Annotated in this window: 13 protein-coding genes; 1 reads left to right on the forward strand and 12 read right to left on the reverse strand. The window is 31.8% G+C overall.

Annotated features, from left to right (window positions below; genetic code table 11):
• Nucleotides 1–107: 107 nt before the first annotated feature.
• From ftsZ to bshC, 10 genes are all read right to left on the reverse strand, one after another.
• Nucleotides 108–1,286, reverse strand: a complete 1,179-nt coding sequence (gene ftsZ / locus HMPREF3125_RS01265) for a cell division protein FtsZ (RefSeq protein WP_017637168.1) — start codon at nt 1,284–1,286, stop codon at nt 108–110.
• A 32-nt stretch (nt 1,287–1,318) separates the two neighbouring features.
• Entirely contained in the window at nt 1,319–2,716 is a 1,398-nt protein-coding gene (gene ftsA, locus HMPREF3125_RS01270) for a cell division protein FtsA (protein ID WP_029055481.1), read from the reverse strand.
• A 103-nt stretch (nt 2,717–2,819) separates the two neighbouring features.
• On the reverse strand, nt 2,820–4,202 hold the full coding sequence (locus HMPREF3125_RS01275; RefSeq protein ID WP_070451413.1) for a cell division protein FtsQ/DivIB: 1,383 nt from the start codon (nt 4,200–4,202) through the stop codon (nt 2,820–2,822).
• Nucleotides 4,203–4,218: 16 nt separating this feature from the next.
• Nucleotides 4,219–5,568, reverse strand: a complete 1,350-nt coding sequence (gene murD, locus HMPREF3125_RS01280; RefSeq protein WP_017637171.1) for a UDP-N-acetylmuramoyl-L-alanine--D-glutamate ligase — start codon at nt 5,566–5,568, stop codon at nt 4,219–4,221.
• A 1-nt stretch (nt 5,569) separates the two neighbouring features.
• Nucleotides 5,570–6,535: a phospho-N-acetylmuramoyl-pentapeptide-transferase gene (gene mraY / locus HMPREF3125_RS01285; RefSeq protein ID WP_070451415.1), complete on the reverse strand. Its 966-nt coding sequence runs from the start codon at nt 6,533–6,535 to the stop codon at nt 5,570–5,572.
• Nucleotides 6,536–6,716: 181 nt separating this feature from the next.
• Nucleotides 6,717–8,963 carry a penicillin-binding protein gene (locus HMPREF3125_RS01290; protein WP_070451417.1) on the reverse strand — a complete coding sequence of 749 codons (2,247 nt, stop codon included), beginning with the start codon at nt 8,961–8,963 and terminating at the stop codon, nt 6,717–6,719.
• Nucleotides 8,944–9,345: a cell division protein FtsL gene (ftsL, locus tag HMPREF3125_RS01295; protein ID WP_017637174.1), complete on the reverse strand. Its 402-nt coding sequence runs from the start codon at nt 9,343–9,345 to the stop codon at nt 8,944–8,946. Before ftsL ends, HMPREF3125_RS01290 begins: the two co-directional genes overlap by 20 nt.
• Before the next feature lie 13 nt (nt 9,346–9,358).
• Nucleotides 9,359–10,294: a 16S rRNA (cytosine(1402)-N(4))-methyltransferase RsmH gene (gene rsmH / locus HMPREF3125_RS01300; protein WP_070451419.1), complete on the reverse strand. Its 936-nt coding sequence runs from the start codon at nt 10,292–10,294 to the stop codon at nt 9,359–9,361.
• Between the two features lie 15 nt (nt 10,295–10,309).
• Complete coding sequence (gene mraZ, locus HMPREF3125_RS01305) at nt 10,310–10,741, reverse strand: division/cell wall cluster transcriptional repressor MraZ (protein ID WP_017637176.1); 432 nt, start codon at nt 10,739–10,741, stop codon at nt 10,310–10,312.
• Between the two features lie 143 nt (nt 10,742–10,884).
• Entirely contained in the window at nt 10,885–12,498 is a 1,614-nt protein-coding gene (gene bshC / locus HMPREF3125_RS01310) for a bacillithiol biosynthesis cysteine-adding enzyme BshC (RefSeq protein ID WP_070451421.1), read from the reverse strand.
• A 280-nt stretch (nt 12,499–12,778) separates the two neighbouring features.
• On the opposite strand from bshC, the gene HMPREF3125_RS01315 reads away from it, so the two are divergent.
• Nucleotides 12,779–13,219 (forward strand): N-acetyltransferase, encoded by a 441-nt coding sequence (locus HMPREF3125_RS01315; RefSeq protein ID WP_029055486.1) that lies wholly within the window; start codon nt 12,779–12,781, stop codon nt 13,217–13,219.
• A 52-nt stretch (nt 13,220–13,271) separates the two neighbouring features.
• Here HMPREF3125_RS01315 and HMPREF3125_RS01320 read toward each other — a convergent pair whose 3' ends face one another.
• Both HMPREF3125_RS01320 and HMPREF3125_RS12365 read right to left on the reverse strand, forming a co-directional pair.
• Entirely contained in the window at nt 13,272–13,958 is a 687-nt protein-coding gene (locus HMPREF3125_RS01320; protein ID WP_070451423.1) for a YjjG family noncanonical pyrimidine nucleotidase, read from the reverse strand.
• A 118-nt stretch (nt 13,959–14,076) separates the two neighbouring features.
• Nucleotides 14,077–14,142, reverse strand: a 66-nt coding sequence (locus tag HMPREF3125_RS12365) for a beta-class phenol-soluble modulin (RefSeq protein ID WP_141738035.1), incomplete at its 5' end; no start/stop codon positions are given.

Genomic DNA, 14,142 nt, shown 5'->3' on the forward strand with positions numbered 1-14,142 from the left:
TCTTAAACTTTAGAATCTGGTTATAATCTTAAAAATTCCTATGTAAAAAATTAAAAAGTCATCAGAATTCAATCTGATGACTTAAAATAATATGTTTAGAGAATTAATTAACGTCTAGTTCTTCTTGAACGTCTTTCTTCTCTGTTTCTAATAAAGCTAGGAATATCATCGTCTTTAGTTGTATGAGTTCTTTCGTTCACACTGTCAGAAGATGATGCACTTGAAGCAGAACTGCTTACAGATTCTTCTCTATCTACAGAATGAGATGATGAAGCACTATTTACACTAGAACCGAATCCAGTACTAGAAGCTTTACGTCCTTGAGAAGATGGTTTGTCTTCAAATCCAGTAGCAATAACTGTAACTACAATTTCATCTTGTAATTCTGGGTTAATTACTGTACCGAAAATCATGTTCACGTCTTCATCAGCAGCATCTTGTACGATATCAGCAGCTTCTTGAGCTTCGAATAAAGAAAGTGATTCCCCACCTGTAATGTTCATAAGCACACCTTGTGCACCAACAATAGAAGTTTCTAATAAAGGTGAAGAAATAGCTTTTTTAGCTGCTTCTACCGCTCTATTTTCTCCAGATGATACGCCAATTCCCATTAAGGCAGAACCTTGGTTTGACATAATAGTTTTCACGTCAGCAAAGTCTAAGTTAACTTCACCAGATACAGCGATTAAGTCAGAAATACCTTGTACACCTTGACGTAAAACGTTGTCTGCTTCTTTAAATGCTTCCATCATAGGAGTTGATTTATCAACGATATCTAATAAACGATCATTAGGAATAACGATTAATGTATCTACAGCAGCTTTCATTGATTCAACGCCGGCAGCAGCTTGTGTTTGACGTTTACGACCTTCAAAGCCGAATGGACGAGTAACAACACCAACTGTTAAAGCTCCCATTTCTTTAGCAATTTTTGCTACTACAGGAGCAGCACCAGTACCAGTACCGCCACCCATACCTGCAGTTACGAATACCATATCTGCACCTTGGATTGCATCTTCAATTTGTTCACGTGATTCTTCTGCAGCTTTTTTCCCAATTTCTGGGTTAGCTCCAGCACCTAATCCACGTGTTAATTTTTCACCAATTTGGATTTTTGATTCAGCTTTAGATAAGTTTAAAGCTTGTCCATCCGTATTGATAGCGATAAATTCTACATTATTCATACCGTGGTCAATCATACGGTTTACAGCGTTGTTACCGCCGCCACCTACACCGATGACTTTTAAAGTCGCTAAATGATTAAATCCTTGTTCAAATTCTAACATTTAAATTTCCTCCTAGTTTTAATGGCCAATAATCATTCAAATAAAGATTTCATGAGTTTTTTAAATTTACCTTCTTCTTTGTCTTTATCTTGAGCATTATGATGATCTTGTTCTTGATGAGTTTCGCGGTTGTCATATTCTTCATGAGGTGCTTCAGGTTCTTCCTCATAATCATCTTTTTTATTCGATTTGCGTTTGAACCAATCGAAACCGCTTGATTTAGAGTCAGCATCTTTATCATTTGATTCGATAACTTCCTCTTCAAATTCCTCATTATCTTGATAACTAATTGTAACATAATCTAATAACTCGTCAAAAGTGATACTACTAGAAATCGTAGAAATCGCAGAAGAAAATTCTGGTTTTCTGATACCCATTTGAGATGGTGTATGAATTCTTACTTTTTCACTTACCATATCTTGTAGTAATTCTTTTACACCTAATAAGTTAGCTGATCCGCCAGTAACGACGAAACCACCGTTAACTTTAGTTAATCCTAATTCTTGCAATACATCAAATACTTCGAAGAAAATATCTTCAACTCTTGCTTCAATAAAATCACTTAAATCTTTTTGCGTATATTGAACATTCTCTTCACTATCTATTTGATCCACAGAAAATACATCTTGGCTTGAAGCTGAGTCATAAAAAGCATGACCATATTGATGTTTAATCTTTTCTGCTGTGTCATAAGAAGTGTTTAATCCTTGTGCAACATCGTCAGTAATATCACGACCAGCCATTTCGATTGAATCTGCATCCACTAATTCGCCACGTTCATAGAAGGCAATTTGTGTTAAATCTTCACCGATATCAATAACACATGCACCGAGCTCTTTCTCAGTTGCTGATAAGATTGAGCCATAATTGTATGCATCTGAATATACGTCAAGCACGTCTACACCACATGATTCAACACATTTAATCATATTAATTAAAATTGATTTTTGAATAGCTATAACGCCTGCATCCACTTTAAGTGAATGTCTAGCGATTAATTCTTTTGGATCTGATACTTCATTTTCCTTATCTACAACAAAGCGTATTGGGAAAACGTTAATGACTTCTGTTTCAGGAACATCATTTTTGTCTCTAATACCTTCAAGTACAGATTCGATATGTGTTCCATTAATTTCAGTATCTTCATAAAATTCTATTTCATTTGATTCATCATACACTTCAGTTCCTATGATAGGTAATTTTAAGAATACTTCTTTAATATCGACACCTGAAGCGATAGAAGCCTTTTTAATTGTGTCTTTGACAGCTTGTCTTGCTATATCAAAGTCATCAATCAGACCATTTTTAATACCGCTTGTATAGGTTTGTCCTGTACCTATCACATTTATTCCATTGTGAAATTTTTCGCCTACTATTGTTTTAACACTTGATGAACCAATATCTATGCTTACATAGTAATGTTCCTCCATAGATAGGCACCTCCTGACAAGTTACTATTAAAATACACTATGTTTAGTTTACAATACGTTGATAAGCTTGTGAACTATAAACACATACTAATATCAAAATTTTTTAATTATTTTCTTTTGATTCTTTATTAATTTTATTTAACACACTTTGAAGTTCTTCTTTTGCTTCAGTTTCTTTTGCTGATGTTTTAGATACACTTTGTTCAGATTCAGATTGATCACCACTACTATTTTGATAAGGAATAAATGATGCTCCTACCGACAAATCAATATAACCATCTGTTTTAAGGTCGCCTGAATCACTACGAGACAGTGATTCTGACATTTGTGGGTAATATTTCATCTTATCCGCTATAGTCGTAATATCTCCAATGACTTGAATATCATCTTTAGTGAATATTTTAATTCTGTTCTGCTTATTCTTATCTGGTGCATAGTTGACTTCCGCAATTAAATTTCTCACTTTAGGTGACATTTCTGATAACGCTTGGATTATTTTTTCCTTTTTGTCGCCTTTAAAACCATCAATGATTGGACCGTCATGTGAAATATTACCATCATAATCTTTTAATTCTTTCCCGTCTTCTAGCACAGGCACATATTTGTCTTTGTTTTTCGTTAAACCAACAACTTGATATTCTGTTATTTTAACATTTAACGTATTAGGTAATTGCTTGGTAATGCTTACATCTTTAATTAATTTATTTTTCTTTAAATTAGTTTTAGCTTTACCTTTACTAAAAGTATACATGCGTGAAGTAGACTTAACATTGAGTGCTTTGTTAATTTGGCTTTTACTTACATTATGATTCCCCTCAATATTTACGTTGGAGATTTTACTTAATGGTGTAAACATATATAGTAAGAATATCACAATTAACAATACCAATACTGTAATAACGGTGTACTGAATTCTTTTTTGTCTTCGACGCCGTTGTGCTCTTTTCTCTTCTAGAGTTGGTGAACTAAATTGTGTAACTTTCTTATTAGAATCTGTTTGTTCTTCTTGTGCATGTTCTTTTTTCTTTGATGTTGATTTGTTTGATGTTAAAAAACTCAACCAATTTTTCTTTGCATTTTTATCTTTGTGCTTAGTTTTTGAAGTTGTATTATCTTCTATATTATTTGTTTGTTCTTTATCTTGTTGACTATCATCGTTATTAACATTTTCATCATTATGATAATGATTAATTTGCTCACTTTCGCGATACGACTCTGAGTTATCATTATCGCTAACAAAATCTTCTTTATCGTTTAAATGAGTTTTGCGATCATTTAAGATGTCCTCACTATGATGCTGTTCTTCTTCACTCTTATCATCATAGTGATTCGAGTTAGATATGTCGTCTTCAACTTTATCTTTAAACTTTTTTCTTTTACGCGTTCTAAAATCGTTACTTCTACGAAACATGCTTAACTCATCATTTTGTTTGTCATCGGAGTTAGCTGCATTGTTTCTGTTATTGTCATTAGATTTACCGTCCATTTTCTATCACGCCCTTTTAGTATGATGGCAAGTGTGCACGGAAACTTTGAATAAATTTCTCTCCACGTTCTTCGAATGTATTATACTGATCCCAACTTGCACATGCTGGTGAAAGTAACACCACATCATTTGGTTCAATAACGTCTTGAATTTTATCGACGGCATCTTGTACATCTGTAGCCTTGATAACGTATTTACCTTGACTATTTCCTAATTTAGCGAATTTTTCTTGTGTTTCACCAAATACGACCATAATTCTTACATTATTCATATAAGGTACTAATTCATCAAATTCATTACCTCTATCTAACCCGCCACATAACCAAATGATTGGTTGATTAAATGAATTTAATGCAAATTGTGTAGCTAGCGTATTTGTTGCTTTAGAATCGTTATAGTATTTATTAGTTCTATTTGTACCAATATATTGTAATCTATGTTCAATTCCTGAGAATGTTGTAAGACTGTCAACAATCGCTTTAATTGGTACACCAGCTAATATTGTAGCTAAAACAGCTGCTAAAATATTTTCTAAATTATGTTCACCTGGTAAAACTAAATCATCTACGCTAATAATACGAACACCTTTATATTCAATAAAGCCATCTTTAATATATATACCATCCACTTCTTGTTGAGTTGAGAAATATAACGTTTTAGCTTTTAAATTTTCTGATTCAATTAAATGACGTTGATGATAATTACAAATTAAGAAATCATCTTCTGTTTGATTTTTATATATTTGCTTTTTAGCATTTTGATAATTTTCAAGCGTTTCGTGATAATCTAAATGCGCTGAATAAATATTAGTGATAATTGCGATATGTGGTTTATATTGATCAATTCCTAATAATTGGAATGATGATAATTCAGTAATCAAATAATCTTTCGGAGTTACTTCTTGTGCCACTTTCGAAGCAACATAACCAATATTTCCAGACAATCTACCAGTTAATCTACTATTTTTAAACATGTCACCTATTAATGAAGTGACAGTGGTTTTACCATTTGTACCTGTTACTGCAATAATGGGCGCTTCTGAAATTAGATAACTTAATTCAACTTCAGTTAATATTTTTAAACCTCTTTTTACTGCTTCATCTATAATCGATACAGTGTATGGAATACCGGGGTTCTTAATAACTATAGGGTTATTATCTAATAATGAATTTGGATGGCTTCCACTAATAACCTTAATGCCCATAGCTTCTAAATCTTTAGCATGTGCATCTTGAGATAAATCTTTACCATCATTCACTGTTACATTCGCGCCTAATTTACTTAATAATTTGGCTGCCTCGTAACCACTTTTTGCTAATCCTACAACTAATACATCTTTATTTTCTAATCCTGTGTAATTTAGCATACTAGTGCACTCCAATCCATAAGCCTATTAGACCTGTTATTAAACCTACTGACCAAAATACTGTTACAACTTTCCATTCATTCCATCCACATAATTCAAAGTGGTGATGAATAGGACTCATTTTGAAAATACGTTTTTTAGTTAATTTATATGAAGCAACTTGTAACATAACTGATAACGTTTCTACTACGAATACAAATCCGATAAATATAAGTGATAACTCTTGGTTTAACATAATTGAAATTGTAGCAAATATGCCACCTAATGCTAAGCTACCTGTGTCACCCATAAATACTTTAGCTGGATTTAAGTTATATGGTAAGAAGCCTAGTAAAGCAAATACCATAATAATACAGAATGTACCTATTGCAGGTGATTCTAGTACAAAACTCATAATGGCATACATTGCAAAACCGATAATTGAAAGTCCTGTAGCTAAACCATCTAATCCATCTGTTAAATTGACTGCATTTGAAAAGCCAACTTGCCAAAAGATGATAAATATAACATAAGCAAATGAAAGAGGGATACCACCGTCAGTAAACGTAATATGTAAAGTTGTTGAAAAATTGACTAAGTTAAACACATTACTTAGTACGAAAAATATTACAGCAATTAAAATTTGTGCTAAAAATTTCTGTTTACTTGTTAAACCTTGGTTATTTTTCTTAACAACGATAATGTAATCATCAATAAAGCCAATTAATCCAAATCCGATTGTTACAAATAGTAATAAAATTATTGGATTAGAACGATCTACAAAAATAATCGCAATAACTGAAGCGATAATGATACTTATTAAGAATGTTAGTCCACCCATTGTTGAAGTACCCGTTTTCTTCATATGGCTTTGAGGCCCTTCTTCACGAATACTTTGTCCAAATTTCATTCTTTTGAGCGTTGGTATGAGTATAGGTACAAGTACAAAAGTTACTAGAAGCGATAACATCGCATATACAAAAATCATAATAATCTCCTTTTCTTTTATCCGTCAATTTACATATATTATTAAATATTTTTAATTGTTAGCTTTTACATTTTATCAGTTTTAGTTCTAAATTTATACGTTAGTTCATAACATATTAAGAAAGAGAGAAGGATAAATAAAATCCCAATCTCTTCCTTATATGTTGAATATCTATGTTGTACTAGTCAGTGCTTGAATCTTTCTTTTTAGACTTAGATTTATCTTTCTTATCAGATGATTTGTCTAATGATTGTTTATCACTATCGTCAGTTGTGCTATCAGTAGATTCTGCTGATAAAGTAACTTCAATTTTATCTGATTTTTTAAGTTTTTGACCTTGTGTCATAGATTGATCTGAAACAAAACCACTGCCAGTCGTTTTGACCTTAATGTTAGTTAATTCTTGGAAAGCAAGAACATCTTCTTTTGTCCAGCCTTTCATATCAGGCATAGTCAAGTCACCATCTGTTACTAAAAGAACTTTACTATGAGGCAATGCTTCAGAAACAGCTTTGACTGATTGTGATTTCACTGTTTTACCACTGCCAATAACAACTGGTTTAAGTGATTTAGCATTAATACTATCTTTAGCTTTTTCTATTGATTGTCCTTCTACGTTAGGCACTTTACTATAATCCTTTTTAGAAGCAGAATCTTTTGATTTATCAACGTTTAAATATTTCAACGTATTTTCCATGATCGGTTTGAATGCTTTACTTACACCCATTTCATATGCTTCTTGATCATTTTTTTGTGCAAGACTCATACCAGCATAAACAATCACTTTAGGATGTTTCTTAGGTGCATCACCCATGAAACTTACGAAGTATGGATTCTCACCCTTAACATAACCGCCACCTTTAGAATCGGCTACTTGAGCGGTACCTGTTTTACCTTCGATATCGTATCCTTTCACACGATAGTTCATCGCATGACTCTTCTTACTATTTACAACTTTATCTAATTCTTTTTCAACTTTATTAGCAGTATCTTCTGAAACTGGTTTTCCAGCGTAAGATTTCTCACCTTTATAAAAATTCTTTTTAGAAATTGGATTGTCTATACTACTTACAAACCATGGTTTCAACATATTACCTTTGTTGAAAAATGCTGACTGTGCTTGAATCATTTGAACTGGTGTTACTGTAGTTGATTGTCCAAATGCTGATGTTTTTTGTTGTAATTCATTATCCCATGCAATATGACCAGTGGATTCACCATCAAACATACCATTTGTTGATTTACCAAAACCAAATCGTTCATACCAAGATTTCATTTTATCAGCACCAACTTCATCTTGTAAGTGCATCATTAATGAGTTAGCTGAGTACGTAAATCCTAGTGTTTCAGGAATACTACCCCAACCTGTTTTATTCCAGTCAGAAATTTCTGAGCCCATTATCTCTCTAGGTCCTGATTTAAATTTCTTATTCGGGCTGAATTTACCTTCTTGAATAGCTGCAGCTAATCCATATGTTTTAAATGTTGATCCTGGTTCATAAGTATTTTGATATAAATCATTAGCCCATTTTTTACCAAAGTCTTTACCTGTTTCAGGATTAAATGTAGGTCTTTGGCTATACGCTAAAATTTCTCCGGTTCTTGCATCCATAACAACCGCAAATAAATCTTTAGGATTGTAGCGGTCAACCATGTCATCTAATGCTTCTTCGACGAACACTTGAATATTTGAATCAATCGTTAAATGAACATCATCGCCACGTTTAGGTTGTTTTTCTGATTTTGTATTTGGTGCGATGTATCCCCAGATATCATGTATATATTTTAATGATCCTTTTGAACCATTAAGATAACTATTAAATATCTTTTCAACTCCCATGGCACCATTTAATTGACCCGTATCAGGATCTTTTTGAGCCATACCAATTAAGTGAGAAGCAAAGTTACCATTAGGATAAAATCTTTCAGTTTCAGGATATAAGGTAATTCCTGGTAAGTCTTTCTTTTCAAGTTTTTCTTTATCTTGATACGTTAAATTAGTACCTTTTTGACCAAACTCTACTTGGAATACTTTTTTCTGATTCAATCTTTTTTCGATTTCATCTGGTTTCATATCAATAACTTTTGATAATTCTTTGGCAGTTTTCTTTTTATCTACCACATGCCTTGGCTTTTTACTATTTTCACTCGCTTTTTTATCTACTACTGCTACGACTTTATATCTTTCAACATCTTCGGCTAAGACTTTACCGTTTCTATCGTAAATCTTTCCTCGTTCTGGTTGCTCTGAGTTATTAACTAAATATTTTTGGTTTGCTTTCATTATCAAATCTTGTCCATTTGAATGACCAGTAATCATTATGTATGAAAACCTCAAAACCAATATAAAAAAGAGCAGCCCGAATAAACCAACAAGTAGGACTGCCCCTATTTTATTTTTTTTAATTTTAATTTTTCGTTTCGCCATTATTACGCACTACCTTTACATTATCGTTCTTGAGGCTCATACCTTGCTTCTTAGCCTTGTCGTAAATGCGTTCGTATGAAGAATTTTTCTTAATTTCAGATTTTAAGGCGCTGTTTTCGCTAGATTGTTGTTCGATTTTTTGATCTAAATCTGCAATTTTTCCTCGCGTATCATACGCATCCATTTTTAAAGATAGCATATAAATACTAATCATAGCAATGACAGAGACTAGCGTTATGTATAAAATCTTTTCGAATCTAGTAAGTTGAACGACAACTTTACGTTTAACGGTTTGCTTTTGAGGAGAGGTTTGCGGTTGTCTTTTTGGAACACTGGTTTGTGTTGCATTATCATATGGTTGGTAAACTTTTTCTACAGCCATGTTGAATTACTCCTTATTTTAATATTTCTGCAATGCGTAGTTTTGCGCTTCGGGCTCGATTATTGTCATCTAAATCTTCGTCAGTCGCAGTAATAGGTTTACGGTTTACGCGTTTCAATTTTGGGGTATATTCTTCAGGGATAACTGGTAAGCCTCTAGGTAAGTCAGGTCCCTTTTCATACTCTTGAAACATCTGTTTACATAATCGGTCTTCCAATGAATGGAATGTAATAACAGAAATACGTCCGTGTACCTTTACAAGCTCAATAGCTTGTTCTATTGAATCTTCGAATGCACTTAATTCATCATTTACTGCAATTCGTATAGCTTGGAACACTCTTTTCGCAGGGTGCCCACCTTTTCTTCTAGCTTTGGCAGGAATGCCTTCTTTAATAACTTCAACTAATTCTAATGTCGTCTCGATTGGTTGTTTTTCTCGGTTTGCTTCAATTCTTCTTGCAATTTGTTTTGAGAACTTTTCTTCACCATAACGATAGAAAATTTTGACTAATGCTTCAAAAGACCATTCATTTACAACTTCATAAGCTGATAATGATTGCGTTTGATCCATCCGCATGTCTAATTTAGCATCATGATGATAGCTAAAGCCTCTTTCTGGTACATCTAACTGTGGACTTGAAACACCTAAGTCATAGTAGATACCATCAACTTTTTCAATGTTTAGCTCTTTTAATATTTGTGTTAACTCTCGAAAATTACTGTGAATAAAAGTGACTTTATGTAAATGTTCTTTCAAAGCATCTTTAGCATTTTTTATTGCAGTTAAGTCTTGATCAATTGCAATAAGTCTACCTTCATCACTTAATTGATTTAGTAAATATAAGGCATGTCCTGCTCCACCTAACGTACAGTCAACATACACACCATCTTCTTTTATATTTAGATAATCAATGGTTTCGTTTAACATAACGCTTATATGATGAAACACTGTCATACCTCCAAATTAAAAATCAAAATCTATTAAATCCTCAGCAATATCTTCGAAACTATCTTCAGATTCCTCATAGAAATCATTCCAAGTTTCTCTATCCCAAATCTCAATTCGATTTGAAACACCTATTACTGTACATTCTTTAGTTAAATTAGCGTATTTCCTTAAATTTTGCGGAATATTAATACGTCCTTGTTTATCTAACTCTACTTCAACGGCACCTGAGAAGAACATACGCATAAACTTACGTGCGTCTTTTTTTGTCATAGGTAAGGTTTTCATCTTCTCTTCAATTTGTTGCCATTCATCTAAAGTATAGCCGAATAAACACTTATCAAGGCCTCGAGTGATAATAAAACGTTCATTTAAATCATAACGAAACTTGGACGGTATAATCATACGTCCTTTTGTATCTAATTGATGATCGTATTCTCCCATGAACATTTTTTCTCACCTCACCTTATTTATAATTTACCACATCTCCCCACTATCCTCCACTAATTATGTAAAATTCGTCAAAAATATTTATTTTTATAAAAAAATACCCGCTTTATCTTTTCGATAAAGCGGGCTTAAACGCTGTTATATCAATCTTTTATTATAATATGATCAAAAGTGTAAGAAAGTGGTGGATAAGTGGAGGGACTGAACACATCTTTCCCAAAATCATTCAAAATTTGAAGTGGATTCCATATTCTTTCTTGTAATCCTCCCATTGCGTGGAGATGATCATTAATTTCTCTAAAATGTCTCATGCTAATGTCATTTTCTCTTTCGATATTTAAAAGATAACGTTTTTTCAAATAATCATACTGTCTTAAGTGTATTTCATTATTTTTAGTTACTAAATTTTCATTAGCATTATTACCTTGAACTTCTTTATATAAAGAATGAAATAGATTTTCCTGTTGTTGTTTCATACTTTCAATTTCATTTAAAAATGTTTCGGAAGCTTGTTCACGAATAAATTTTTGTTTATCTTCTTCAATACCATTCTCTATGACCTGTTCTAATTGAAGTTGATACTGATTTAATAATTTTTGAGTTCTATTATATAAGTAAGTAATCCTCAATCTTGGTAATACAATCGGCATATCAATATTTAATAACTGAAATACATCATGTAGTTCTGCCCAATATTTAATTTCACTTGGACCACCGATGAAGGCCACAGTATTAAATAACCATTCTTCCATTATAGGACGTGTAACAACATTATTTGAAAATCTATCAGGTTCTTCATCTAATATGTCTAATAACTGTTGTTGATTATAGTTTTGTGTTGATTTACTTAAATGGAAAGCATCATTTTCATAAGTTAATAATTGTCTCATCCCTTCTTCATGAAGGAATAAATGCACATTAGTATCAGTTTGAATCATTTGAGACAAACCTTGTTGTGTTGTATTTTTTTGATTATTTCTAAAAGCTTCATCAATAGCACGATGTTTTAAAATCATTTCTTTTAATAAAGGTTTTTCCATTTTTCTCAACGAAGTATATTGAGCATCAATAAATAAAACACCATAATCTTTGAAGATTTCATGTAATAAAGCTTTAAAAATATTTGACCAGTTTTCATTACTTTTAATAATGTCTAAACACATTTGGTAAATTGCTTTACTATGCTCTGTTTCTTTTAATTGTTTAAAGTAATCATTCAACACTTCAATCATTTGTGACTGTTCAGGATTAAAACGAGATACATTACTTTCAGGTGGTGTCATAGTATGATATTTAATTTTATGTAGATGTGCGTCTTGTTGATTATAAGCAAATGTATGATTGACTTCATCAAAATCATGATCTTCTCCAGCAATCCAAAATACCGGTACAACCGTTTGGTTATATTTATTTGTAAGTTGTTGACTCAATGTAATAATTGAAAAAATCTTATGGATTGTATATAAAGGACCACCAAACAGACCAGCCTGTTGTCCTCCAATGACAACTTTTGCGCCATTAGCTAAAACATCCAAATGTGTTTGTTGTGCTTCAGTTATTGATAAATCTTCCATATAAGATTGAATAACATTAGCAAGTTCTTTTTCTCTTCCATTTGAAGGCGCATCCATTTTCTTTTTAAAGCTATCTTCTGACATAGCATCATATTGGTAGAATTGTTGGAGTGTACCATCACTATTTTTTATTTTGGAAATAAACTGATCGTCATTGTTTAATTTTAATATTTTACAGTCCATTGTTTTTCTCCTTCAGTATCACTATTCCTAATATAGTATAAAGACTATACTCACTTATGACAATTTAACGGCTTATAAAAATTTATAAAATCTTAAAATTCATTAAAAATACATACGTTCGAAATGACATTCGTGTCATTATTTTTATTTTGAATGGTATAAAAAATTCAACTCGTATAAATATATTTATCTAGTTTAATTTTGGCTTAGAGCATAAATAAATGAAAAGAACATAGACTTTAAGGTATAATATAAGAAAGGAATAAAGGGGGACATGATGATGAGCGACGTAAAAAAATTAGAAATTAATTACAAAACTGATGAGTTATTCGAAGATTTTAGAGAGTTTGGTAATAAAGATTTATATATGGTTGAAGAATTTAACGGACAAATGATCGATGCAAGTTCAGACTCACCTTTTTATGGTATTTTTGTCGGAGATAAATTAGCTGCAAGAATGGCATTGCTAAATAAAGGTGAAGTTGAGGAATCTTACTTCCCTGATTGTGACGATTATATTTTATTATGGAAATTAGAAGTATTAGAGAAATATCAAAACAGAGGTTTTTCTAAGGAATTAATCGATTTTGCAAAATCATTTAACCTTCCTATTAAAGCAATCGCTAGAAATAATTCAAAATCTTATTTCGAAAGTCAAGGTTTCAAAGATGTCGAAGCTAAAAATCCTGAAGGACATGATGTTTTAATTTGGCACCCATAGTACGAAAAAATTCCACCGAATTTATTAAATTCGATGGGATTTTTTAATTTGATTATTCTACAATATCAATTAATTCTTTAAGAGACTTAATTTCATAATCAGGTTGAATTGTTGTATTATTTTCTTTATTTCTTAAATTGAACCAACATGTAGCAATATTAGCATTTTTTCCTCCTAAAATATCCGAAGTAAGTGAATCTCCTACAATTATTGCCTTTTCTCTATGTGTTTCTCCCATTTCTTTAAAAATGTAATCAAAAAATTCTGGCATAGGCTTTTGATAACCTGTTTGTTCAGATATAAAAATGCCATTTAATGTTTCGTTAAATGTTGTTTGAGCTAAACGACGTTGCTGTGTTTCTGTAACCCCATTTGTCACAATATAAATATTATGTTTTTTTCTCAAATAATCTATTGTGTCTAAAGTCCCATCAAAAAAGCTAGGTGTAGCTTTTGCTAATTCATCTCTAAATAGGTTGTCAGCTAAATTCCCATCAACTTCAATGTTATAGTCTTTAAAGTAATTAACAAATCTCAGAGTTAAAACTTCAACTTTAGTTAATTTATTTTCTTGAAAAGCTTCCCAATGAGATTGATTAACCTTTCTAAAATAATAAAAATCCTCTTCTGTTGGATAATGATTAAAACGTTTAGCCATATTATAAAATGCTTTTTCTTCAGCATCATAAAAATCAACAATTGTATCATCAAAATCTAGTAAAATAGTTGTGTATTTCATTTTTATATCCCTCGCTACTCTTGTATCTCTATTAACAATAACAAATTTTGAATATAATTTCTTAGAAAATAAAAAAAGACCAGAGCGCTTGCCCTGGTCAGTACTAAATATTTGAATATTAGAATCCGAATAATTTTCCTAATACGCTAACACCATTTTCTACGATGCTTACGATGCTTGTTCC

It is taken from the genome of Staphylococcus sp. HMSC13A10 (assembly GCF_001808005.1).
GTDB lineage: Bacteria > Bacillota > Bacilli > Staphylococcales > Staphylococcaceae > Staphylococcus > Staphylococcus pasteuri.

Bases quoted from the DNA above. Each gene is read 5' to 3' on its own strand.
- HMPREF3125_RS01315 (WP_029055486.1), top strand. From the start codon at position 12,779: ATGAGCGACGTAAAAAAATTAGAAATTAATTACAAAACTGATGAGTTA.
- ftsZ (WP_017637168.1), bottom strand. From the start codon at position 1,286: ATGTTAGAATTTGAACAAGGATTTAATCATTTAGCGACTTTAAAAGTC.
- HMPREF3125_RS01320 (WP_070451423.1), bottom strand. From the start codon at position 13,958: ATGAAATACACAACTATTTTACTAGATTTTGATGATACAATTGTTGAT.
- murD (WP_017637171.1), bottom strand. From the start codon at position 5,568: ATGCTAAATTACACAGGATTAGAAAATAAAGATGTATTAGTTGTAGGA.
- ftsL (WP_017637174.1), bottom strand. From the start codon at position 9,345: ATGGCTGTAGAAAAAGTTTACCAACCATATGATAATGCAACACAAACC.
- HMPREF3125_RS01275 (WP_070451413.1), bottom strand. From the start codon at position 4,202: ATGGACGGTAAATCTAATGACAATAACAGAAACAATGCAGCTAACTCC.
- mraZ (WP_017637176.1), bottom strand. From the start codon at position 10,741: ATGTTCATGGGAGAATACGATCATCAATTAGATACAAAAGGACGTATG.
- mraY (WP_070451415.1), bottom strand. From the start codon at position 6,535: ATGATTTTTGTATATGCGATGTTATCGCTTCTAGTAACTTTTGTACTT.
- bshC (WP_070451421.1), bottom strand. From the start codon at position 12,498: ATGGACTGTAAAATATTAAAATTAAACAATGACGATCAGTTTATTTCC.
- HMPREF3125_RS01290 (WP_070451417.1), bottom strand. From the start codon at position 8,963: ATGGCGAAACGAAAAATTAAAATTAAAAAAAATAAAATAGGGGCAGTC.
- ftsA (WP_029055481.1), bottom strand. From the start codon at position 2,716: ATGGAGGAACATTACTATGTAAGCATAGATATTGGTTCATCAAGTGTT.